A 19,741-nucleotide genomic window follows, 5' to 3' on the forward strand; every position below is an offset into this window, starting at 1 on the left:
TGCGCAGGCGGAACAACGACGACTCTCGGCACGTCCGATAACCTGTATGTTATGGAAAGGCGCGAGATCGAGATCTTCCTGACGCTCGCCGAGGAGCTCCACTTCGGACGCACCGCCGAGCGGCTGCTCGTCTCCCAGGCCAGGGTCAGCCAGACGATCAAGACGCTGGAACGCCGGTTCGGCGTGGCGCTGTTCGACCGCACCAGCCGCCGGGTCGGCCTGACCCCCGTCGGCGCCGCGCTCTACGCCGACGTCCGCGCGGGCCACGACCGGATCGAGCGCGGAGTGGCCGCCGCGGTCGCCGCCGGGCGCGGGATCGTGGGAACGCTCGGCGTGGGGCTGGAGGCGCCCGCCGTCGCGGAACTCGCGGCGCCGGTGTTCGCGCGGTTCCGCGCGCGCAACCCCGGAATCGAGATCGTCTTCCGCGAGACCGGATTCGCCGACCCGCTCGACCTGCTCCGGGCCGGCGAGGTCGACGTCGCGGTCACCAACGCGCCCGTCGACGAGGACGGGATCGAGGAGGGGCCCGGGGTCTACACGGAGCCGGTCGTGCTCGCGGTGTCGCGCGGGCACCGGCTGGCCGGCCGAGCCGAGGTCACGCTCGACGACCTGGACGGCGAGACGGTGTTCCGCGCCGGACGCCGCGCCGCGCCGTACCGCCGCACGCCCGACCGCACCGCCGCGACGCTGCTGGACCTGCTGGCGCGGATCGCCGCGGGGGAGGGCGTGTGTCCGCTTGCCGCGCATGCCGCCGACTACTTCGCGCGGCCCACGCTGGCGATGGTGTCGTTCGCGGCGGGCTCGCCCCCGGTGCGCTGGGCACTGTGCTGGCGGCGGGGTGGGCGCACCGCCCGGGTCGCGGCGCTGGCGGCCGCCGCCGACGCCGTGGCGGGGTGAGCAGGGGCGCTATCGGGACAACCCCGACAGGGTCTCGACGATCCTGCTTGTCCGTGGTGGCGTCGACGGCTCGCCGACCTCTATCAGGGGCGGCCGCTCACCGAGCGTGAACGAGATCGTGCCTACCGACAGGCAGGACTGTCACCGCCATCTTCGTGATACGCGAGGCGCCCAACACTTCGCCGGAGCCTCCGCGCGAAGCTCCTGGATCGCCTGGCGCGCCGTCATCGGGGGTGGCGTCGCTGCGGCTTGCCGTCGCGGAAGAGGTAGTCGTGCGATCCCGTAGCGAATAGCTCGATCCCGGACCGGCGTCAACGGCTGGCTACATATTGATCTTCGCCAGGTATCGCGGAGCTGCTCCGTGGGTCAAGCGTGGTCGGGTCGCCACGCCCCTGGGCTGCTCCCTCCACAGCCCGCGGCGCAGCCCTCCGAGCACGACGGTGTCGCTGGTCAGGGATACCCGTCCCCAATTCTGTTGAGCCCGAACGGCCGTCGTTAACAACACCGGTGCGGAGCCGACACAACTCGTGAGCACCCTCCTACCAGGACAAAGGACCCGAGCCGCGATGACCACACCAGCAGGCCCCTACCCGCCCCACTCCCAGCCGCAGTGGGGGCCGGGACCGCAGCAGCCGCAGTACCGGAACGGGCTCGGCACCACGGGTTTCGTCCTCGGACTGCTTGCTGCGCTCTTCGCGTGGATCCCGTTCATCGGGGTGATCGCGTGGCCGCTGGCCATCCTCGGCGTGATCTTCTCCGTGCTCGGGCTATACAGAGCGATCAAGGGGCGGGCGAACAACAAGGGGTTGTCGATCGCCGGGCTCGTCCTGTCGGTCATCGCCCTGGTCTTCTGCGTCGTCTACGCGTCGGCGTTCGCGAGTGCTGCCAGCGACGTCGCCGCCACCGGGTCTGTGTCCGGTTCGTCGCAGCCCGCGGCATCCGGTGACGCGATCGCGCCGGCAGGGACGATGATCGACGTCGGCGGACTGCAGCTGATCGCCGGTCAGCTGACGGACAAGACGCAGTACGGGAACCCGTCGCTGTGCACGACGGTCTCCTACAACAACACCGGGGCCGGCTCGGAGAGCTACAACTCCTACGATTGGCAGCTGCTCGACCCGAACGGCGCCACGACCGCCCCGAACATCGCGTGGGACAACGCCCTGAACTCGGGGAGCCTTGTCGCGGGCGGCACCACCTCTGGTGATGTCTGCTTCGCCACGAAGGCAACTGCAGGGGAGTACCGGGTTCTGTACTCGCCGTTCGGCGGGACGAAGGCGTCGTGGACAAGCGCCGTGAACTAGGCTGCGCGGTGATTGCTTCGGTGTTAATGCGGCCTGGCTTGCGTTCCTGCTGCTGGCGATGCCTACACAGCGTGCCGACCTGCGCTATGTCGGCTTGCCCCGGTTGCGCCACGACAAGGGCATCCCGGCCGGGCCGACCAATCTCACCGCGGAGCAATTCCTGACCGAGTGGCTGGACCACATCAAGCTCCACGTACGGCCGCAGACCTGGGCGGGCGGGCTACGAGAGCACCGTCCGCCTCGTGCCGAGGCTCGGGAGGAAGAAGGTCACCGCGCCCTCGGTGCGAGACGTCCGGCGCATGGTCGACGACCTGAAGGCCGGCGGGACCAGCGCGCCCATAGTCCAGTGGATCCGCTCCACGCTCCGGGACGCGTTGCAACACGCCGTGGCCGAGGAGCTGGTGACTTGCAACGTCGTCCGCAGCGTCCAGGCCGCCCAGCCGTCACGGGACACCCTGAGTGAGCCCCTGACAGCGGAGGAGGCGACGGCGTTCCTGCGCGCGGCCAAGACCCACCGGCTGCACGAGCTCTGGGTGAGTGTCCTGGTGCTCGGCCTCCGGCGATCGGAGATGTGCGGCCTGCACTGGGACGACGTGGACCTCGACCGCGGCACCATCGAGATCCAACGTGGACTGCAGCGCCCCGGGGGCGGCTGCAGGAACTGCCCACCAGGACCCGCTGGTCCCGCCGGACGGTCTTGCTTCCCGAGATGGTCGTCGACGCCCTGCGCGAGCACGAGAAGCGTCAGCGTGCCGAACGGACCGCTGCTGCGCGCGAGACCTGGACGGACACCCCGTACGTGTTCACCTCGTCGGTCGGGACGCCACTGGAACCGCGGATACTGACCCGCACGTTCCACGCTCTGCTCGAACGGCACGGGTTCCGCAAGGTCCGGCTGCACGACCTCCGGCACACCTGCGTGAGCCTGCTGCTCTCGCTCGGCGTGCACCCGCGGATCGTGATGGAGATCGTCGGACACAGCGCGATCGAGATGACGATGTACGTCTAGGGTCACGTCACGCTCGACAGCCAGCGCGACGCCCTCGACCTGCCGAACACTCAGCTCGGTAGTGCCGCCGAGAACAGCAACGAGCACTGAGGTTGCTGTCAGATACCGCTGTCAACCGCGTCCGGCACGCCGCTCACGGCGACGTTTCCGCTGGTCGGGGTGGCGGGATTTGAACCCACGGCCCCTCGCTCCCAAAGCGAGTGCGCTACCAAGCTGCGCCACACCCCGTCGGACGGAGTCTAGCCCCGACCCGCTCTCGTCGGACGAGGACCTGCCCCGCGGTGTCCGGTGCTGCCCGGCCTCGGTGCTCGGGCAGCACGTGGACGCTGCGGTGTGACGACAACCGCGGTGTGTAGGACGAACGGACCCAGCCGTCCGTCGCGTGATCAGGACGTCAGCAGGAGGAACGCCATCGGGATGGCGCCGCTGAGGCTCGCCAGCGATCCGATGGCGAGGGCCGCGAGACCGCTCAGGCGGATGCGCGGGGTCGAGGCCGGGGCGGACGTGGGCGACAGGGCAGTCATCGCTTCCTTCTCTTCAATCGTGTCTGGATTGTTGCCTTCACCTATTGCATCGCTTCGATCTCGAGTTCCGTTCCCGTCCCCCGACGTGTCCTGCCCCACCCTGTCGGGGATCGACCTGAGCGTCGGGGCGACGGATCGGGTGAACCGGTGAACGCGGTCACCGCAGCCGTCGTAGAGAAGGGCATCAAGGACAAGAATCCCCGAAAGGACTCCGCGATGCGCCGTTCCCTGCCTCGCCTCGCCGCCGTCACCGCGGCAGGTGCCCTCGCGTTCGCTGCCACCGCCGGTACGGCGTTCGCCCAGGACGGTTCGGTTTCTGAGCCGGACTCGTTCACCAGCATGTACACCGTGTCGGCGACACCCGACATGATCATCAACAACGACGGTCAGTCGGTTCCCGGCCAGGACGGCGCGACCGGCGAGTTCAACTACCGGCTCAACAGCGACGAGGAGATCGTCTGCTACGACCTCACGCTGCGCGGGGTCACCGGCGAGTACAAGAGCCCGGCGAAGACCGCGACGCACATCCACGAGGCCGCCGCGGGCCAGGCCGGGCCGCCGCGCCTGGCGTTCCCGGACCCCCAGGGTGACGGCGACGTCCGCACCTCGTCCGGCTGCATCCAGGGCCCGTTCACCACCGGGCTCGAGGGCGACAACGGTCAGGACACCGCGACCGGCTTCTCGCTCAAGCAGATCGAGGCCAACCCGTCGGCGTTCTTCGGTGACACCCACACCGCCGACTTCAGCGCCGGTGCCGTCCGTGGCCAGCTGATGGAGGTTCCGATGGGTGGCGTCGAGACCGGCGCCGGCGGCTCGTCGAACGACGCCGCGGCCTACGCGATCGGTGCCGCCGGGCTGGCGGGCGTGGCCGGAGCAGGCGTGGTCATGTTCCGACGGGGCCGTGCCCAGAGCTGAGCGCGCGCGTGACCGGCGCCCGGGAGCCCTGATGCTCCCGGGCGTCGTCGCGTTGCTGCTCCTGTTGGTCACCGCGTGCGGTACCGGGCCCGCGGATGCGCCGGAACGGCCCGCGGGCCCGCTCACCCAGGCACCGGTCGTGGCAGCCCCGGACGAGATCGGGCCGACGTCGGTGCGGATCCCCGCCATCGACGTCGACGAGCCCGAGCTGCTGCGTCTGGGCATCGCCGACGACGGTGCCGCGGAGGTCCCGCAGGACTACGACCGCGTCGGCTGGTTCGACCACGACGGTCCCGGCCCGACCGTGCTGCTCGGGCACGTCGACTCCCGTTCCGGCCCGGCGGTGTTCTACCGGCTGCGGGACCTGGTGCCCGGGGACGTGATCGAGGTCGGACGCGCCGACGGGACCGTCGGCCGCTACACGGTGGAACGCACGCAGCAGGTCGCGAAGGACGAGTTCCCGACCTTCGAGGTGTTCGGCGCGGCATCGGGCGACGTGCTCCGGCTGGTCACCTGCGCGGGGGAGTTCGACCGCGGCGAGCGCAGCTACCACGACAACCTGGTCGTGCACGCCCGCGCGGCGTGAACGACCAGGTTGCCCTGGGTCAGAGTTCGCCGCGCAGCACCACGGAACCGCGGTCGTCGAGCACCTGGAATCCGGCTGCTTCGGCCCGCAACACCGACGAGTTCAGGTTGCAGGTCATCGGGTTCGCCCCGGTGCCGATGAACTCGCCCGCGTTGACCGCTCGCCCGTCGTCGGACTCGACGACGACGCGGTAGGTGGAACCGTCGACGAAGCCGTCTGCGGCCAGCACGATCTCGACGCCCCAGGTGTGCGGGATCGCCTCGGCACTGGCCTGCACCGCGGGATCCATCGCCTGCACCGCGACGGGTTCGCGGGGGATGCCGTCGTAGTCGCCTGCCAGGTACCCGGCAGCCCCGCCGACCAGGATCGCGACCGCCGCCGCGGCAGCGACCGGAAGCCAACGCGAGCGCCGGCGGGCCGGGGCGTCGCGCCCCTCGGCACGGGCAGCCGCGACGATCCGGTCGCCCAGATCCGGCGGTGGTACCGGCGTGCGATCGAGCCGGTCGGGATCGACGCGGCGCAGCGCCGGCAGCACCGAGGAGATCTCCTCGAGCTCGGCCCGGCACTCCGGGCAGCCGTCCAGGTGGGCCTGCAGGGTGGCCGCCTCGTGGGCCCCCAACCTGCTCAGAGCGTGGTCGCCGAGCGACTCACGCAGGGTCCGGTGCTCCTCCGGCGTCACGGTTCCACCCCCATCTCGTCCATCGCCAGTCTCAGTGCCTTGAGCCCGTAGAACACCCGGCTCCGGATCGTCCCGAGCGGCACCCCCGCCTCGGCGGCGATCTCCGCGTGCGGACGTCCGCGCAGGTAGGCCTCGACGATCGCCTGCCGGTGCTCGGGCCTGAGCCGTCTCAGCGCCTCTTCCACCAGCCAAGTGTCGACCAGGGCGTCGTCGGCCGGGCCGACGGTGTCCCGGCCGGACTCGGGCTCGTCGGTGAGCTCGCGGCGCCATGGGCGCACGTTCAGCCGGCGGATCTCGTCGACGATGACGTTGCGGGCGATCGCGAACAGCCACACCCGCAGGCTCGCGATCGACGGGTCGTAGGCGTCGGCGCGGCGCCACGCCCGCAGGAAGACCTCCTGCACCACCTCTTGGGCCCCGCCGTCGTCGCCGAGCTGGCGCAGCGCGTAGCGGTAGAGCTCCGCCCCGTGCGCGGCGTAGGCCGCCCGCAGGCCGCCCTCACTGTTCAGCCCGGGTTCGGCGGCATCGGGAAGCACCGCACGCAAGGCTCGTCTGCGCACCGCCATCGGTGTCCGTCACCTCCCGGTTCGTCTGGAAGGTGTGTTCGTACGGCGGGGCGCAGGTGTTCACCGCTGTGGGATCGGCTACGCTGGGGGAGTCCGACCGGGCTTCGGTGGGGCATGCGGGCGTAGCTCAATGGTAGAGCCCCAGTCTTCCAAACTGGCTACGCGGGTTCGATTCCCGTCGCCCGCTCAGGTGGTTCTACCAGCGGAAACGGCGCCCACTCCCGATCTTGGGAGGGGCGCCGTCTTCGTTGTCGTGCAACTAGCGTGCAATTAGCCGTCGTCGTGCTCGTCGCGCTGGACCAGGTCGTTGAGGCGGCGCGCGATGGCTCGGTCCCGTTCGCTGGTGGCGTGCTGGTAGATCAGGGCGGCCCGCATCGAGCCGTGGCCCATGCGGTGCATCAGCTCGCGGGTGCTGGCCCCGGCCGTGGCGGCGAGGTGGTTGCCGGTGTGGCGCAGGTCGTGGAAGTGGAAGCCGCTCGGGAGGCCTGCGGCGACGACGGTGCGGGTCCAGGCGGTGGCGCGGTGGAAGTTGCCTCGGCGTAGTGGGCCGTCGCGGTCGCCGGTGAAGACCAGGCCCTCCGTGCCTTCCTCAGCGTATTCGGCGATGTGCTCGCGCAGCTCGGTCACCAGCACGTCGGGTAGGGCGACGGTGCGGGCCCCGGCCACGGACTTGGTGGGCCCCGCTTCGATCTCTCCGTTCTTGTGCTCGGCCAGGCGCCGGTAGACGTGGATCGCTGCGCCGCCGAGATCGATGTCGCAGCGCCGCAGGGCCACCAGCTCACCCCAGCGCAGTCCGGTGAACGCGGCCGCGAGAACGAGCACCCGGAAGCGCGGAGGCACCAGCCCGGCGAGCCGGTTGACCTGTGCGACCGTCGCCGTCGGTCGCTCCGGGGTCCGGTGCTGGCCCGCGCCCTTGATCCGGCACGGGTTGCGCTTGATCAGTCCGTCGTCGACGGCGGTGTTGAGGATGGCGCGCAGGAGCCGGTAGGCCTTGGCGGTCCGGTCCTCCGAACGTCCGTTGTTCAGGAGAGTGGACCGCCAGGATCGGACGCGATCGGTGCTGATCTGGCCGAGCGGGTAGTCGCCGAGGTACGGAGCGAGGTGCAGCGCCCAGAGACTCGCGTACTCCTCGCGGGTCCTACGGCTGATCTTGTGCTCGGCGATCCACTGCTCAGCGAACTCGCGCAACGGGATCTTGCCCAGAGCCGGGTCGGTCCAGTCGTCACGCAGCAGCTCCGTTTCGACCGTTGAGAGCCACTGCTCGGCCTCGCGCTTGCGGGCGAACGTGTCGGGTGCGGTTCGTCGTCGACCATCGGGACCGAGGTAGGAGGCCTGGTAGCGCCCGGACGGCAGCTTCCTGATCAGGCCGAATCGGCGGTGCCCGGGGCGGTTGCCGCGTGCCATCAGCTCACCTTCCGAAGCTGTCGACGCACGGCGGAGACGTCCACCGGCTCGACCCGTCCGGCCTGGACGAAGGCCTCCAGGTCGGTCACGCGGAGCCGGACGTGCCTGCCCATGTGGTGGAAGGCGATCCGACGCTCGGCGATCAGCCGTCGGACGAAGCGCACCGAGGTGTTCAGGTAGGCCGCTGCCTCGGGGACGGTCAGGTAGTGCGCGGTCATGACGTCTCCTTCCGGGCTCGCGTGGTGCGCTGTTCGCGTCGTCGTTCGGCGATGCCGAGTGCGATTTCTCGTTCGGCGTCGTTGCGGTGGCCGATGTGGACGACGGCCCAGTCGTTGACCACCAGCACTGATCCGGGCTCAGCCGGGGTGTCGAGAGCGGCCAGGGTCTCCCCGAGCCGGTAGGTGCGCCGGTCCCCGCGGATCGCACCGAAGGTGGTCGAGTAGGCGCGGGACTTGGTGAGGAAGTGGCCGCGGAATCCGAGCATGTGCGCCCACCGGCGCAGGTTCAGCCCGTCGTACTCCTCGCGGCCGCCGAGCTCCCATGCGGTTTCGATGAGCCTGCGGTGGTGTGGGGTGATGTCGAGGTGGTCGAGGTGGGCGATGTCGCGGATCGGGCGGTCGGTCGCTTCGGACTTGCCGGTGCCCTTGGTGGCGTACTTGGCCACGTAGGCCGCCAGCGCTGAGTCCGTGATCTCACCGTCGTCGTTCTCCAGCGCCGCCGCGGTCGTGCTGGCGATGGGCCGGATGTCGACCTGCGTCCCCCAGGCGAGCACCTGAGGAGAGCCGTCCGGCCGGTCCACGGTGAGCGACACGTCGTGCGCGGCGTCCCGGATCGCGGCGTGGAGCGCGTCGGTGGTGATCCCGGGCGGTGGGGCGGTCCAGGGTCCCTCGGGGCCGTCGAGGCGGACGACGGCGTGGAAGTGGACCAGTCCGCGGCGCTGGTACTCGGCGACCTTGGCGTAGGACAGGCGGGCGTGGTCGCGGAAGTCGCGGACCCGGACGCCGAGGGACTGGGCGAGCAGGCGTCGGAGGCGGATGGCGAAGCGGTTCCAGAGGACCCCGGAGTGGGCCTGCCAGAGCACCGCGCCGACGTAGTCGTGCGACTCAGGATCGAGTGCGCAGCCGATGCGGGGGTCGTCGCGGTGGTGTTTGTCGCCGCAGCGGCAGGGGATGACGAGGCCGCGGGCGGTGACCCGGCGGGTGTGGACCGGTCCGAACGAGGGCGCGGTGAGCGTGACGAACCGCCGCGGGTGGGTGGCGGCGCTGTCGGGGACGCCCTTGCCGCCGGCCATTCCGGAGCGCAGGAGGTGGTAGGCGTCGGAGGCGTAGCGGTCCGAGCACGCGGGGCACACGCTCGCGCGGCGGTTGCCGCACGGGGCGAGGATCTCGCCTTCCCGCTCAGCGAGGACGGTGCCGGTGGCACGGTCGTAGATCCGCGACGAGCCGGTGAGGTGGATGGGGGCGGCGCAGCCGCCGATGGCGGTGACTTCTCGGCGCCAGGTCTGGAAGCCGTCGGAGCGCAGCAGGTGGGACAGGTCGTGGTCGTGCTGTGTGGTCGTGGCAGCCGTCATCACGGCATCCCTCCGAGGGACGAGGTGAGTGAGTGGGGGTGGCTCCGGCCCCGCCGGGAGCTGGACTCACAACGGCGGAGCCGGGCCAGGCCGCCTCAGCGGCGGTAGAGGCGGTGCTCGTGCTCGATCTCGACCGGCCCCGGTGTGAAGCCGTGGTAGCGGGCCAGGAGCCGGGCAGCGGCCCGGTAGCTCGACGCGTAGCCGACGAGTGCGCCGTGATCGTTCTCGACCCGGTAGCGGCCTCCGTCGCGCAGCACGGTCCCGCCCTGACCGGTCGTGCCGAGGCAGACCAGGGCCTTGCCCGGTTCCACGACGTCGACGCCGATCAGCCCGGTGGAGCGCTGCGGTGTCTTCGTGGTTTCCGGCGCTGGGGCCGGTTCCGGGATGGGCCGGAGGTGGTCCCAGCGGGACACCATGTCCCGGGTCGCCTTGGGCACGAGCACCGACCGGGCCGGGCCCTCAGCACCCGCGTGGTGGATGTGGTGGGTGCCGCCGAGCCGGAGGTGTCCGGTGTCGAGGAGCTGGGCGACGGTGTCCCCGTCGTGGCGGGCTACTGGCTCGGCGCAGCCAGGCCGGGCCGGGTCGGCGCGCAGGACCAGGCCGGTGCGTTCGATGAGGAACAGTCCCGGGTCCTGGGCCAGGGCGACGATGCGGACGACTTCGCGCGGGTCCTGCGTCGCGGCGGGGCCGTGGTCGGTGGTCTCGACGGTCACGGGGTCCCCGAACAGTGCGCCCTGGATGGTGCCGGTCATGCCGACCACCACCAGGTCGCGCGAGCTTCCCACGACCACTCACGGGCGAGCTGGCGGACCACGTACCACTCGGCCACGACGGCCCCGCCCGTGGCTATCCAGAACCAACCCGAGGTGGTACCGAGGTAGAGCCAGGTCCCGCCGACGATCAGTGCGAAGAGCAGGGTGAATCTGGCCCAGGTGCGGAGCACCCATGCGGTGGTGGTGCCCATCAGGCGGCCCCCCGCTCGGTGTCGAGGTCGATCACGTCCGCGTCCGGCGGGGGCGTGCAGCGCTGGACCAGTTCGGTGATGTCGTCGTCGGAGACGAACGCGGCCCGGAAGCGGACCGGGAGGCGTGACCCCTTGTCGATGACGAACCCGATCCCGGCGTGGCGGGCGTCGCCGGGGATCTCATCAGCGAGAGCACCCCGCTCCCGAGCCCCTTCGCCGAGGACCATGTCGACGTGGGAGGCCGCGGTGACGCCCAGGCAGATCCGCTGGGTGAACAGCTCCCGCACGTCCACGACGTCCTTGGAGGGCTCCTGCAGGTAACCGTGGACCGCGAACAGCGACGCCCGACCTTGGGTCATGACCTCCGCCAGCAGCCGCAGCGCATCCCGGACCGATGTGCGGTCGCCGTAGGCGGTGAGCATGGCCATCTCGTCGATGACCAGCAGCTCCACCGGCGTCGCTGGGCTGGGGGTGCAGGCGCGCACGTTCTGGTCGCGCATGTCGTCCTGCCGGTCCCGCATCGCGTCCCGGAACTCGGTCAGTAGCTCCAGCGCGGCGGGCATGGTGGTGGCGTAGCGGTGGAACAGCGGTGCGCCCTGCTCGGTCTCGACACCACCCTTGAGGTCCACCATCCACACCCGGACGATGCCGTCGCGGATGCACGGGCCCACGCCGCGCAGGGTCGACCACAGCACGGAGCCCTTCCCGGAGCCGGAGGCGCCGGCCACGAGGCGGTGTCCGCCGATGACGGGTGCGGTGAACGGCTCGCCGCGCTCGTTGTCCCCGATCTCCACCGCCCCCAGGTCCACATCCTCGGTGGTCTCAGGGATGTCCGGGGCGGGGATGGTGCGGGTGAACGGCAACTCCCACTCGATCACGATTGCGACGACGCCTGGTCGGTGGCGGGTGATGGCGACCCGGTGCGCGATCAGGGCTTCCCAGAGCACGGAGGAGCGTTCCTGCCAGTAGGCGACGTCCTGGCCGCGGACCATGCGGACGTAGACGGTGTCGATCGACGCCGACGACGACCGCACCCGCAGCACCCGCGGGACGAGCAGATCGCCGGTGTGGCGGTGCTCCTTCGTCAGCCCGCAGTCCGACATCAACTGCGCCCAGCGACGGCCGCGGTAGACCGTCCAGCGCCGCCACGTGGCCCGCAGAGCGGGGGCAGCGAACCGGTCGAAGCTGGCCGGGTGCGAACGCCCCCAGACCGCCACGGAGGCGACCAGGACGCCGAGCCCAATCCCGGTGACGAGCGGCCCGAGCATCAGCACGAGGCCCAGGACGACCAGGGGAACGGCGACGAACCCCGGGTGCCGCGCGGTCCACGCCAGCGCCTGGAACTCCCGACCCGGAGGCCGAGACGCACGACCCACATGAGTGCGCGCCGGGCCGTTCATACGTGTTGCAGAGCTACTACGCTTGTTCACTGCTACCAGTCCTCACGAGAGTTTGTGTCGGGTAGCAGGGGCGCCCGCTGTGTGTTTCCGCCAAGAATCAGTGCAGCGGGCGACCCCACCACCCGAGGTGGTCATTTCTGATCGCGCAGCGCGCCCCTTGCTGAGTCCAGGTGGACGGTGAGGTGGGCGACGTCGCGGGCGAGGTTGTCGTGGGTGTTCTTGAACCCACCGGTCCGATACGGAATCCCATGCAGCGAACGCTTGAGTTCGCGCATCGCGGCATCCAGCTCTTCGACGGTCCGATCGACAGCCTTCGACATCACTTCCTCCATTCGCGGGAGACCAACTCGGCCTCCCACTTCTTCGCCGCCGACGCCATGACCCGCAGCGAGGCGTGCGCGGTCTTCGCCGAGGCCCGGATCTCCTCCGGCGACGCAGTCGACCAGTGCTCCCCCTGGACGCCGGCCTTGGCCGAGACGCCCTTTCCGGAGCGCTTGGGCTTGGAGTCGGTGGCCTTGGCTGCGACCTTGTCGGCCTCGGCGAGGGCGTCTCCGACCAGCTGCAATGCCCGCCAGAACTCCCCGTACTTGCGCAGCGCCCGCCGGTTGACCTTCGGCAGGGTCTTGATCCGATCCCGCGGGCCCAGGTTGATCGCCACGCCTCAGACCCCCTTGCGGATGGCGAGCTGGGCCAGGCGCAGACCCTCCGCGACACCGGCCCGCCACGCCTGCTCCGTCGCGACGACGGGGTGCTCAGTGCGGGCCCAGCGGCGCCGCTCAACCTCCAGCCGCCGCACCAGGCGACCCACACCGGAGGTCACCCGCGGGCGGGTGCTTGTCGTTTTGCTCATCGCGTCATCTCCATCTCCGCCAGCGCCGCCGTGGGGCTGCTGGTCTCGCCGTCTCCGAAGCAGCCCGGGCAGACCCCGGAACCACCACACGCCCCACACTCGACACCGCAGGTCGAGTCGCCGTAGCCGTCGCACACATCGCACGCCCGGCTACCGCCGCATTCACCACACACCACCGCAGATCACCCCTTGGCAGAGGACACAGGTGTCCCCGACTCGGAATTACTGGGAATTGCCGGAACACCATTCCGGCGACAAATGGGCCGCTACATCAGGCGGCCGGCCCGCACATCACCGCGGTCAGAACGACACGCAGATGGTGTCGGTCAGGAGTGGTTCTCGTCGTCCTTGCCACGGCGCATCGGCGCCGGAGCGGGGTGGGCGTGCTTGAGGCCCATCGCCTTGAACGCGATCCCCGACACCGTCCGACCATCCGCGGACTCGATCGAGTACGGGTTGATCTTCGGATCGATCAACTGCACCCGGGCGTCCTCCCCGAACCCCTCACCCGGATCCGTCGTCAGGGTCACCTTGATCTCCTCACCCTTCGGCGCCCGCTGACCCGCCTGCACCTGGAGCTTGGCGAACAGCGACACCACGAACTGCGTCACCCCATCCCGATCCGTCACCGGCACCTCCGCACCATTCGCGTCCTGACGGGTCTTGGGCGCGGGCGGCTCCACCACCGTGAGCTTGAAGCCGTCGAGCACCACCGGAAGATCCCTCATCGCTCTCTCCTTCGTTCACCTGACCAGCTTGGCTAGCCATATCAGAATGACCGGCTTGGCTAGCCATGTCAAGCACGAACGAGGAAGATGGCTAGCCGGGCTAGTCAGCCGACCGATACCGTGGGGTCATGAGCACGCCAGCTGAGTTCCTCGCGCACCTGGACCCGGAGGATCCGCGCACCCCGTCGCAGCAGATCTCCAACCAGATCCGCGCCGCGATCAAGCTCGGCAAGCTCAAGGCGGGGGAGAAGCTGCCATCGCAACCTGACCTGGCCGAGCGCTACGGCGTCGCCCGCGAGACGGTCAAGGCCGCGCTACGCCCCCTCTACGCCGAGCGACTGCTCATCAGCCGCCAGGGAAGCGGGGTGTTCGTCCGCGCCCAGACCGAGCTACCGGTGGGGCTGCGCCCGCACATCGAAGCCGCGTTCGAGCGCCCGCACGTGCGCATCGACTTCGCCGGGTTCTCCGGCGAGACCCTGGCCAACACCCTGTCCGAGGTCCTGGACAAGGTCCGCGCCGGACGCCTGAGCCCGGAGTCCATCGCCGTGCGGATCATGCTGTCCGACCCCGGCGTCCCCCTCGCGCTCCCGTGCCGAGCCGACACCGCCGCCGACGACCCCGCCGTCCGCAAGCGCGCCGATCGCATCACCCGCCGCGCGGTGGACAGCATCACCGACGGCGTCCAGGAGCTTGCCGACCTGGGGCTGGTCAAGACCGCGACCGCAGAGGTCCGGGCGCACAGCGCCTCGCCGCTGTTCAAGCTCTACCTGATCAACGACGAGGAAGCGTTCTTCGGCTTCTACCCCGTCCTGGAACACACCGTCACGATCGACAAGGCCCCGGTGCCGATCTTCGACCCGATGGGCAAGGACGCCACCCTGTTCCACTTCTCCAGCGGCGACGACGCCGACACCAGCAACGGCCCCCAGTACGTCACCCAGGCCCGCACCTGGTTCGACTCCGTGTGGACCACCATCACCCGGGAGTACCCGCAGTGACCCTCCCGACCGGCACCCGCACCCAGCTCGCCGACCTGCTCCGCGGCGCCCGGGTCCTGCTCCTGGACTTCGACGGGCCTGTCGCGCATCTGTTCGCCGGCCACCCTGCACCCGAGGTCGCCGCAGCCCTAAGGCAGTTCGCCACCGTGCACGGCATCGACCTCAGCGGGGTTCGCACCGACGATCCGCTAGTCCTGCTCCGAGCCGCGTACCGGCATTCGCCCGAGTCCGGTCGTGACGTCGAGGCCCACGTCATCGAGCACGAGACCCGCGCCGCGACCGTAGCCGAACCGACCCCCGGTGCCCACGAGCTCATCCGCACCGCCGTCGCCACCAGCCACGCCGTCCTGGTCGTCAGCAACAACTCCGAGCGAGCCATCCGCACCTACCTGGCCCGCCACAACCTCACCGAGCACGTCGCGCAGATCATCGGCCGGCCTTTCGGGCACCCCGAGCAGATGAAGCCCGACCCCCACCTACTGCGCGCAGCACTGGACATCACCCGAGCGGCACCGAGCGACGCGGTGTTCGTCGGAGACTCGATCACCGACGTCCTCGCCGGGGCAGCAGCAGCAGTGCCGTGCATCGGCTATGCCAAGCAGGCCGAGCGAGCCGAGGGCCTGGCCGACGCGGACGCCCTGGTCGTCGTCGACGACATGCACACCCTCGCTGGGGCACTCCGCTCGTGACTTCTCTCAGCCCCGCTGTTGCCGACGCTGTGCGCTGTCGATGGCCTGACCGTGCGCCTGTGTGGATCGAGAGCCTTTCCAACGAACTGGCCGCGGTCTGCGCCGCGCTCGCCGTGACACCTACCGGCCGAACGTTCTCCGCACGATCAGCCCACGTCATCGAAGCAACGAGTCGCTCCGGGACACGTTTGATCCTGCGATCGAGTCCGGATCCTGCCGCCGCCCACCAGGCTGCGGTATCGGAGCGATTGGCAGCGCTCGACTTGGCGCCTGCCCTGCATCTCGTCAGCAACACTCCCACCAGCACCTGGACCGCGATGGACGCCATCAGCCCCGGGACCTCACTTGCCGAGCAGGAGCCGACTCCGTCCCAGCTTGCGAGGGTGAGCGAAATGATGGGTGTCCTGCGTAGCGGGAGCGGTCCTGCATCAGCTCCCGGCATCGTGCCGTGGTTGCGCGCTCGCCTCACCGAACCGCCGGCCGATGACCAGCCGCCCCATCGCGGGCCTGCTGCTGAGGAACAGCGTCGCGCCGGACTCGACATGCTCGACCAGCTTGCCGACGACCTGCGCCCGGGCCTCTGCCACGGCGATCTCTCGCCTCCGAACGTCCTGCACGGGGGCCGACGATTGTGGTTCATCGACCCCCGCGGGATGAACGGTGAAGCCGCGTACGACATCGCCGTGCTTGCACTCAAGCTGAGCTATGACGACCTCGACACGGCCCGCGCACTGGCCCGAAGTATCGCCCTGGGCAGCGGGGACGATCCCGACCGTGCCGCAGGATGGACCGTCGTCGCCGACGCCGCGACCGTCTAACCGCCGCTCGTATCGCGACGGAGAACAACAACATCCACAGCAGCGGTCAGTCCCAGGGTGTTCGGCAGCTCTTGCAGGACGCGGTCGCGGTGGTCTGAGTCGATGTGATGGGCGCTGGGCCCCATGTCGACGAGTGCTCGCACCTGGTCGCGGCTTAGGGCGAGCCGCCATCTCACCGGTTGTCGAGCGACCTCGACGAAGCCCTCAAAGGCGTGCTGCAGCCGGTCCGCCTTGCGGGAGTCGATGCCGATCGTTCCGAGGCGGCCGCGCAACTCACGCAGATGCTCCGTGCCCGCCGTGGCCATGAGCAGGACCCCGTCATCGATCAAGACGCGGTTGATCTCGGCGGGTGTCCGTGGGCCGAAGACGTTCAGCACGATATCGACTGACCGTGACGCGAGGGGCAGTGGTTGCCACATGTCCGCTCCGATGGCGGCGGCCCTCGGATGGGCGCGGCTCGCGCGCCGTAGGGCTGCAGTCGACAGGTCGAGGGTCGCGCCCCACGCGTGCGTAAGAGCATCGAGAGTGGCGGCGAGGTAGTAGCCGGTGCCTCCGGCGAGGTCGGCGACGAGCCTGCTCTGCTGTGGGGCGTGCTCGGCGGCGAACGCTGTGATGGTCGAGCGCAGGGCGTCGTAGTGGCCCTGGCCCAGGAACGAGTCGCGTGTCCGTGGCCATGAAAAAGTCCCCGCTGGTGGCCAGGTTCAGGTCCCCGCGGGTGGCCTTGTGAGGTCCCCGCTGGTGGCCAGATAGAAGTCCCCGGTCCCTCGTCGTGTCGTACGCCGGGTTGAGGCCCTGGGCGGTGACGGTGGTGGTTGTCGAAGCCAGCCGCCGCACCACCCAGGGGTCTCCCATTGAAGTCTGCGAGGGAACGGATGGACATCATTTCGGCCTATCGGGATGTCGGCAGTTATCGCGGCGCGGCCGCGATCTGCGCCACGACACCGAAGACCGTGCGTCGGGTCATCGAGCGTCATGACGCGGGGGGTGTTGTCCCGCAACGCAAACCACGCTCCCGGAACTATGAGTCGGTCGCCGAGCTGGTCGCCGGGCGAGTGGAGAAGACCAAGGGCAGGATCTCGGCGAAGCGGCTGCTGCCCGATGCTCGCGCCGCGGGCTACGAGGGCTCGGCGCGCAACTTCCGCCGCCTCGTCGCGCAAGCGAAGGCCGACTGGCGCCGCGATCATCACCGCGGGCGGCGTCCGGCGGTGTGGTCCCCGGGCGAGCACCTGGTCATCGACTGGGGCGTGATCGCCGGGCTGCACGTGTTCTGCGCCGTGCTGGCCTGGTCGAGGGTGCGGTTCGTCCGCTTCGCCGTCGACGAACGCGCCGAGACCACCCTGAACATGCTGGCCGAGTGCTTCGAGACCATCGGCGGGGTCCCGAAGGTCGTGCTCGCCGACCGGATGGGGTGTCTGAAGGCCGCCGTGGTCGCCGACCTCGTGGTCCCGACACCGGACTACGTGCGCTTCGCCAGCCACTACCGGTTCCGCCCGGACTTCTGCCACGGCAACGATCCGGAGTCCAAGGGCATCGTGGAGAACCTCGTCGGCTACGCCAAAGCCGACCTGATCATCGGCTGCGACCTGGTCGACCTCGACACCGGGGACACCGGGGGGCCGGGACGCCCCGACCTGGCCGCGGCCAACGCCGCAGCGCAGCAGTGGTGCGCGGAGGTCAACGCGGTGACGCACTCGGAGATCGCGGCGATCCCCGCTGAGCGGCTGGCCGAACACGAGCTCGACGTCTTGGGCGGGCTCCCGTCGCTGCGCCCTCGGATCACCGGCCCGGCGGTGATCCGCAAAGTCGACCGGTTGTCCTGCGTGAGGTTCGGGTCGGCCCGCTACTCGGTCCCCACCACCGCGATCGGCACCCGGGTCGAGGTCCGCACCCACGCCGACCGCCTCACCATCCTGTCCACCGCCACACCCGGCGGCAGGGTCGGCGCAGTTGCCGGGGCCGGGGTGGTGTTGGCCGAGCACCGCCTGGTCGGGCCGGGCGAGGCGTCGGTGATCGACGCCCACTACGGCGGGCCGCGCCCCACGACTCCGGTTCGGGCGGCCCGCCCGAAGACCGCTGACGAGAAGACGTTCTGCGCACTCGGGCCCGCCGCGCAGGCGTTCCTGACCGGTGCTGTCGCAGCCGGATCGGCCCGCCTGGGCACCGAGCTCGGCGAGCTCCTCGCACTCGGCCAGGCTCACGGCGAACAGGCTCTGCTCGACGCGCTGGCCCGAGCGACGGCGTTCCGTCGTTGGCGGGCCGAGGACGTCCGGTCCATCCTCGCCGCCGGCGCTGCCGCACCGAGACCCCAACCGGCCGGGCAGGCGTTGGTGGTCGAGCTGCCCGCGGTCCCGACCCGCTCGCTGACCGACTACGCCGTCTTCACCGACACCGCCACACCCGCCGGCGGTGTCGTCGAGGGTGATGCGTCATGACTGCGAGCAAGCCCCCGGCGCTCGACGCGGACCTCGAGGCCGGGCTCAAACGACTCAAGCTCGCCGCGATGCGCCGCCTCGCGCCGGAGCTGCTGCTCACCGCCCGCACCCAGCGCTGGCGTCCTGAGGAGCTGCTGCGGGTCCTGGTCGAGGCCGAGGTCGCCGCCCGGGACGCCTCCAACATCGCCAACCGGCGCAAGGCGGCCGGGTTCCCGGTCGCCAAGACCCTCGACGAGTTCGACCTGTCCGCCTCCTCGATCCCCCAGGCCACGTTCGACTACCTCGCCTCGCTGGAATGGATCCGCGCCCCGGAGAACCTCGCCCTGGTCGGCCCGGCCGGCACCGGGAAGTCGCATCTGCTCGTCGCGCTTGGCACGGCGGCGGTCGAGGCCGGGCACCGGGTCCGCTACTTCACCGCCGCCGACCTGGTCGAAGCGCTCTACCGCGGCCTGGCCGACAACTCCGTCGGCCGACTCATCGACCACACACTGCGCCATGACCTGATCATCATCGACGAGATCGGGTTCGCCCCACTCGACGACACCGCCGCCCAACTGCTGTTCCGGCTCGTCGCCGCCGCCTACGAACGCCGCAGCCTCGCCATCAGCTCCCACTGGCCCTTCGACCGATGGGGGCGGTTCATGCCCGAACACACCACCGCGGTCAGCCTGCTCGACCGGCTCCTGCACCACGCCCAGGTCGTCGTCACCAGCGGCGACTCCTACCGCATGCGCGAAGCCCGAAACGCGAAGAAGGGAGCCGCCATCAACACCAGCTGAACAACCCCGGACCGGGGACTTTCACCCGGCCACCAGCGGGGACCACAAACTGGCCATTGACATCGCGGGCCGTCACCATCTCCGCGGTGTCTCCACGGTGGCGGCGTCGGCCGGACAGCAGTGTGAGGTAGCCCTGGCGGGCGATGTCGAAGGAATGGCCTCTCTGGCAGTGGACGGTCCTGCCGTCTCGGCGCAGTACGGCGGCGTGGCATTGCGGGCACCGGAGCCGTTCGAGAACGGCGTCCAGCGAGGTCGGGTATCGGGAAGAGCCGTCAGCGTGGCAGCCGACGGCAGGGGAGGTCTCCACAGTCGCGCAGTCCCTGGGTGCGGAAGCGGGAGTGCGGCGGTGTCACGTCTACACGACAAGCCCATGTCGGCACGGGTGAGAGGCCGTCGGACCTAGCAGGGTCGGACGGCGGGGTGCACCGCCTCAGGCGGTACGGGGGCGCTTCGCGAGCGGGAGCCACATGCCCCTGACCGTACCTGCTCGATCCGCGCCCGAACGTCAAGCATCAGGTGAGACCGGAACGTCAAGCATCAGCCGGGACACGACAACGACGTCAGCGCTCGCCGTGTCTAGACCTTCCATTCGGTATCAAGGCGCCGCCTCCGGCGCCGCCGCGGAGAGG

25 protein-coding genes and 2 tRNA genes are annotated in these 19,741 nt (G+C 70.2%); 11 read left to right on the forward strand and 16 right to left on the reverse strand.

Going from position 1 to position 19,741, the window contains the following annotated elements; genetic code table 11:
* Positions 1–51: 51 nt before the first annotated feature.
* The 3 genes from JOF36_RS10530 to JOF36_RS10540 all read left to right on the forward strand — a co-directional run bounded on the left by JOF36_RS10530 (position 52) and on the right by JOF36_RS10540 (position 3,210).
* Complete coding sequence (locus tag JOF36_RS10530) at positions 52–897, forward strand: LysR family transcriptional regulator (protein WP_210026481.1); 846 nt, start codon at positions 52–54, stop codon at positions 895–897.
* Between the two features lie 566 nt (positions 898–1,463).
* Positions 1,464–2,201 (forward strand): DUF4190 domain-containing protein, encoded by a 738-nt coding sequence (locus JOF36_RS10535; protein WP_210026483.1) that lies wholly within the window; start codon positions 1,464–1,466, stop codon positions 2,199–2,201.
* A 571-nt stretch (positions 2,202–2,772) separates the two neighbouring features.
* Positions 2,773–3,210, forward strand: a complete 438-nt coding sequence (locus JOF36_RS10540; protein WP_307862305.1) for a tyrosine-type recombinase/integrase — start codon at positions 2,773–2,775, stop codon at positions 3,208–3,210.
* A 151-nt stretch (positions 3,211–3,361) separates the two neighbouring features.
* Here JOF36_RS10540 and JOF36_RS10545 read toward each other — a convergent pair.
* Together JOF36_RS10545 and JOF36_RS10550 are read right to left on the reverse strand one after the other, a co-directional pair.
* A tRNA-Pro gene (locus tag JOF36_RS10545) sits at positions 3,362–3,438 on the reverse strand.
* A 158-nt stretch (positions 3,439–3,596) separates the two neighbouring features.
* Complete coding sequence (locus JOF36_RS10550) at positions 3,597–3,734, reverse strand: hypothetical protein (protein WP_210026486.1); 138 nt, start codon at positions 3,732–3,734, stop codon at positions 3,597–3,599.
* Between the two features lie 147 nt (positions 3,735–3,881).
* Between JOF36_RS10550 and JOF36_RS10555 the strand changes: the two genes are divergently transcribed.
* Positions 3,882–4,649 carry a CHRD domain-containing protein gene (locus JOF36_RS10555; RefSeq protein WP_307862306.1) on the forward strand — a complete coding sequence of 256 codons (768 nt, stop codon included), beginning with the start codon at positions 3,882–3,884 and terminating at the stop codon, positions 4,647–4,649.
* Positions 4,650–4,680: 31 nt separating this feature from the next.
* On the forward strand, positions 4,681–5,235 hold the full coding sequence (locus JOF36_RS10560; protein WP_210026487.1) for a sortase domain-containing protein: 555 nt from the start codon (positions 4,681–4,683) through the stop codon (positions 5,233–5,235).
* A gap of 19 nt (positions 5,236–5,254) precedes the next feature.
* Here the strand turns inward: JOF36_RS10560 and JOF36_RS10565 are convergent, their stop codons facing one another.
* Positions 5,255–5,914, reverse strand: a complete 660-nt coding sequence (locus JOF36_RS10565) for an anti-sigma factor family protein (protein WP_210026488.1) — start codon at positions 5,912–5,914, stop codon at positions 5,255–5,257.
* A complete protein-coding gene (locus JOF36_RS10570) occupies positions 5,911–6,450 on the reverse strand; it encodes a sigma-70 family RNA polymerase sigma factor (protein ID WP_307862307.1) in 540 nt (179 codons plus the stop codon). The genes JOF36_RS10565 and JOF36_RS10570 overlap by 4 nt, the downstream gene beginning before the upstream one ends.
* Before the next feature lie 146 nt (positions 6,451–6,596).
* Here JOF36_RS10570 and JOF36_RS10575 point away from each other — a divergent pair.
* Positions 6,597–6,667: transfer RNA gene (locus JOF36_RS10575), tRNA-Gly, on the forward strand.
* An 83-nt stretch (positions 6,668–6,750) separates the two neighbouring features.
* On the opposite strand, the gene JOF36_RS10580 is transcribed toward JOF36_RS10575, so the two are convergent.
* The 10 genes from JOF36_RS10580 to JOF36_RS10625 form a co-directional block, all read right to left on the reverse strand.
* Positions 6,751–7,884, reverse strand: a complete 1,134-nt coding sequence (locus JOF36_RS10580; protein WP_210026490.1) for a tyrosine-type recombinase/integrase — start codon at positions 7,882–7,884, stop codon at positions 6,751–6,753.
* Positions 7,884–8,102, reverse strand: coding sequence for a helix-turn-helix domain-containing protein (locus JOF36_RS10585; RefSeq protein WP_208824972.1), 219 nt, complete (start codon positions 8,100–8,102; stop codon positions 7,884–7,886). The genes JOF36_RS10580 and JOF36_RS10585 overlap by 1 nt, the downstream gene beginning before the upstream one ends.
* On the reverse strand, positions 8,099–9,454 hold the full coding sequence (locus JOF36_RS10590; protein WP_210026491.1) for a replication initiator: 1,356 nt from the start codon (positions 9,452–9,454) through the stop codon (positions 8,099–8,101). The genes JOF36_RS10585 and JOF36_RS10590 overlap by 4 nt, the downstream gene beginning before the upstream one ends.
* A gap of 95 nt (positions 9,455–9,549) precedes the next feature.
* Positions 9,550–10,206, reverse strand: coding sequence for a hypothetical protein (locus JOF36_RS10595; protein ID WP_245350780.1), 657 nt, complete (start codon positions 10,204–10,206; stop codon positions 9,550–9,552).
* Positions 10,203–10,418, reverse strand: a complete 216-nt coding sequence (locus tag JOF36_RS10600) for a hypothetical protein (protein WP_210026493.1) — start codon at positions 10,416–10,418, stop codon at positions 10,203–10,205. Before JOF36_RS10600 ends, JOF36_RS10595 begins: the two co-directional genes overlap by 4 nt.
* A complete protein-coding gene (locus JOF36_RS10605; RefSeq protein WP_307862308.1) occupies positions 10,418–11,794 on the reverse strand; it encodes an FtsK/SpoIIIE domain-containing protein in 1,377 nt (458 codons plus the stop codon). The genes JOF36_RS10600 and JOF36_RS10605 overlap by 1 nt, the downstream gene beginning before the upstream one ends.
* A gap of 155 nt (positions 11,795–11,949) precedes the next feature.
* Positions 11,950–12,138, reverse strand: a complete 189-nt coding sequence (locus JOF36_RS10610; RefSeq protein WP_020621973.1) for a hypothetical protein — start codon at positions 12,136–12,138, stop codon at positions 11,950–11,952.
* Positions 12,138–12,476: a hypothetical protein gene (locus JOF36_RS10615; RefSeq protein WP_210026495.1), complete on the reverse strand. Its 339-nt coding sequence runs from the start codon at positions 12,474–12,476 to the stop codon at positions 12,138–12,140. The genes JOF36_RS10610 and JOF36_RS10615 overlap by 1 nt, the downstream gene beginning before the upstream one ends.
* Before the next feature lie 3 nt (positions 12,477–12,479).
* On the reverse strand, positions 12,480–12,668 hold the full coding sequence (locus JOF36_RS10620; protein WP_210026496.1) for a hypothetical protein: 189 nt from the start codon (positions 12,666–12,668) through the stop codon (positions 12,480–12,482).
* A 326-nt stretch (positions 12,669–12,994) separates the two neighbouring features.
* Positions 12,995–13,381, reverse strand: coding sequence for a hypothetical protein (locus tag JOF36_RS10625; protein WP_307862309.1), 387 nt, complete (start codon positions 13,379–13,381; stop codon positions 12,995–12,997).
* Positions 13,382–13,524: 143 nt separating this feature from the next.
* Here JOF36_RS10625 and JOF36_RS10630 point away from each other — a divergent pair, with 143 nt between their 5' ends.
* The 3 genes from JOF36_RS10630 to JOF36_RS10640 are packed head-to-tail and all read left to right on the forward strand — an operon-like array spanning position 13,525 to position 15,901.
* Positions 13,525–14,394, forward strand: coding sequence for a winged helix-turn-helix domain-containing protein (locus JOF36_RS10630; protein WP_210026498.1), 870 nt, complete (start codon positions 13,525–13,527; stop codon positions 14,392–14,394).
* Positions 14,391–15,083, forward strand: coding sequence for an HAD family hydrolase (locus JOF36_RS10635; protein ID WP_210026499.1), 693 nt, complete (start codon positions 14,391–14,393; stop codon positions 15,081–15,083). Before JOF36_RS10630 ends, JOF36_RS10635 begins: the two co-directional genes overlap by 4 nt.
* Positions 15,084–15,142: 59 nt before the next feature.
* Positions 15,143–15,901, forward strand: coding sequence for a phosphotransferase (locus JOF36_RS10640; RefSeq protein WP_210026501.1), 759 nt, complete (start codon positions 15,143–15,145; stop codon positions 15,899–15,901).
* Here JOF36_RS10640 and JOF36_RS10645 read toward each other — a convergent pair.
* A complete protein-coding gene (locus tag JOF36_RS10645; protein ID WP_210026503.1) occupies positions 15,898–16,278 on the reverse strand; it encodes a class I SAM-dependent methyltransferase in 381 nt (126 codons plus the stop codon). The two genes, JOF36_RS10640 and JOF36_RS10645, sit on opposite strands and share 4 nt — an antisense overlap.
* Positions 16,279–16,752: 474 nt before the next feature.
* On the opposite strand from JOF36_RS10645, the gene istA reads away from it, so the two are divergent.
* A complete protein-coding gene (gene istA, locus JOF36_RS10650) occupies positions 16,753–18,333 on the forward strand; it encodes an IS21 family transposase (RefSeq protein WP_245350681.1) in 1,581 nt (526 codons plus the stop codon).
* On the forward strand, positions 18,330–19,112 hold the full coding sequence (istB, locus tag JOF36_RS10655) for an IS21-like element helper ATPase IstB (RefSeq protein ID WP_210025094.1): 783 nt from the start codon (positions 18,330–18,332) through the stop codon (positions 19,110–19,112). The genes istA and istB overlap by 4 nt, the downstream gene beginning before the upstream one ends.
* On the opposite strand, the gene JOF36_RS41360 is transcribed toward istB, so the two are convergent.
* Positions 19,099–19,419 carry a putative RNA methyltransferase gene (locus JOF36_RS41360; RefSeq protein ID WP_372447375.1) on the reverse strand — a complete coding sequence of 107 codons (321 nt, stop codon included), beginning with the start codon at positions 19,417–19,419 and terminating at the stop codon, positions 19,099–19,101. The genes istB and JOF36_RS41360 overlap by 14 nt on opposite strands.
* Between the last annotated feature and the right edge of the window lie 322 nt (positions 19,420–19,741).

Source organism: Pseudonocardia parietis, assembly GCF_017876315.1.
GTDB classification, from domain to species: domain Bacteria; phylum Actinomycetota; class Actinomycetes; order Mycobacteriales; family Pseudonocardiaceae; genus Pseudonocardia; species Pseudonocardia parietis.

Bases quoted from the DNA above. Each gene is read 5' to 3' on its own strand.
- JOF36_RS10585 (WP_208824972.1), bottom strand. From the start codon at position 8,102: ATGACCGCGCACTACCTGACCGTCCCCGAGGCAGCGGCCTACCTGAAC.
- JOF36_RS10535 (WP_210026483.1), top strand. From the start codon at position 1,464: ATGACCACACCAGCAGGCCCCTACCCGCCCCACTCCCAGCCGCAGTGG.
- JOF36_RS10600 (WP_210026493.1), bottom strand. From the start codon at position 10,418: ATGGGCACCACCACCGCATGGGTGCTCCGCACCTGGGCCAGATTCACC.
- JOF36_RS10590 (WP_210026491.1), bottom strand. From the start codon at position 9,454: ATGACGGCTGCCACGACCACACAGCACGACCACGACCTGTCCCACCTG.
- JOF36_RS10630 (WP_210026498.1), top strand. From the start codon at position 13,525: ATGAGCACGCCAGCTGAGTTCCTCGCGCACCTGGACCCGGAGGATCCG.
- JOF36_RS10595 (WP_245350780.1), bottom strand. From the start codon at position 10,206: ATGACCGGCACCATCCAGGGCGCACTGTTCGGGGACCCCGTGACCGTC.
- JOF36_RS10580 (WP_210026490.1), bottom strand. From the start codon at position 7,884: ATGGCACGCGGCAACCGCCCCGGGCACCGCCGATTCGGCCTGATCAGG.
- JOF36_RS10610 (WP_020621973.1), bottom strand. From the start codon at position 12,138: ATGTCGAAGGCTGTCGATCGGACCGTCGAAGAGCTGGATGCCGCGATG.
- JOF36_RS10560 (WP_210026487.1), top strand. From the start codon at position 4,681: ATGCTCCCGGGCGTCGTCGCGTTGCTGCTCCTGTTGGTCACCGCGTGC.
- JOF36_RS10530 (WP_210026481.1), top strand. From the start codon at position 52: ATGGAAAGGCGCGAGATCGAGATCTTCCTGACGCTCGCCGAGGAGCTC.
- JOF36_RS10620 (WP_210026496.1), bottom strand. From the start codon at position 12,668: ATGAGCAAAACGACAAGCACCCGCCCGCGGGTGACCTCCGGTGTGGGT.
- istB (WP_210025094.1), top strand. From the start codon at position 18,330: ATGACTGCGAGCAAGCCCCCGGCGCTCGACGCGGACCTCGAGGCCGGG.
- JOF36_RS10550 (WP_210026486.1), bottom strand. From the start codon at position 3,734: ATGACTGCCCTGTCGCCCACGTCCGCCCCGGCCTCGACCCCGCGCATC.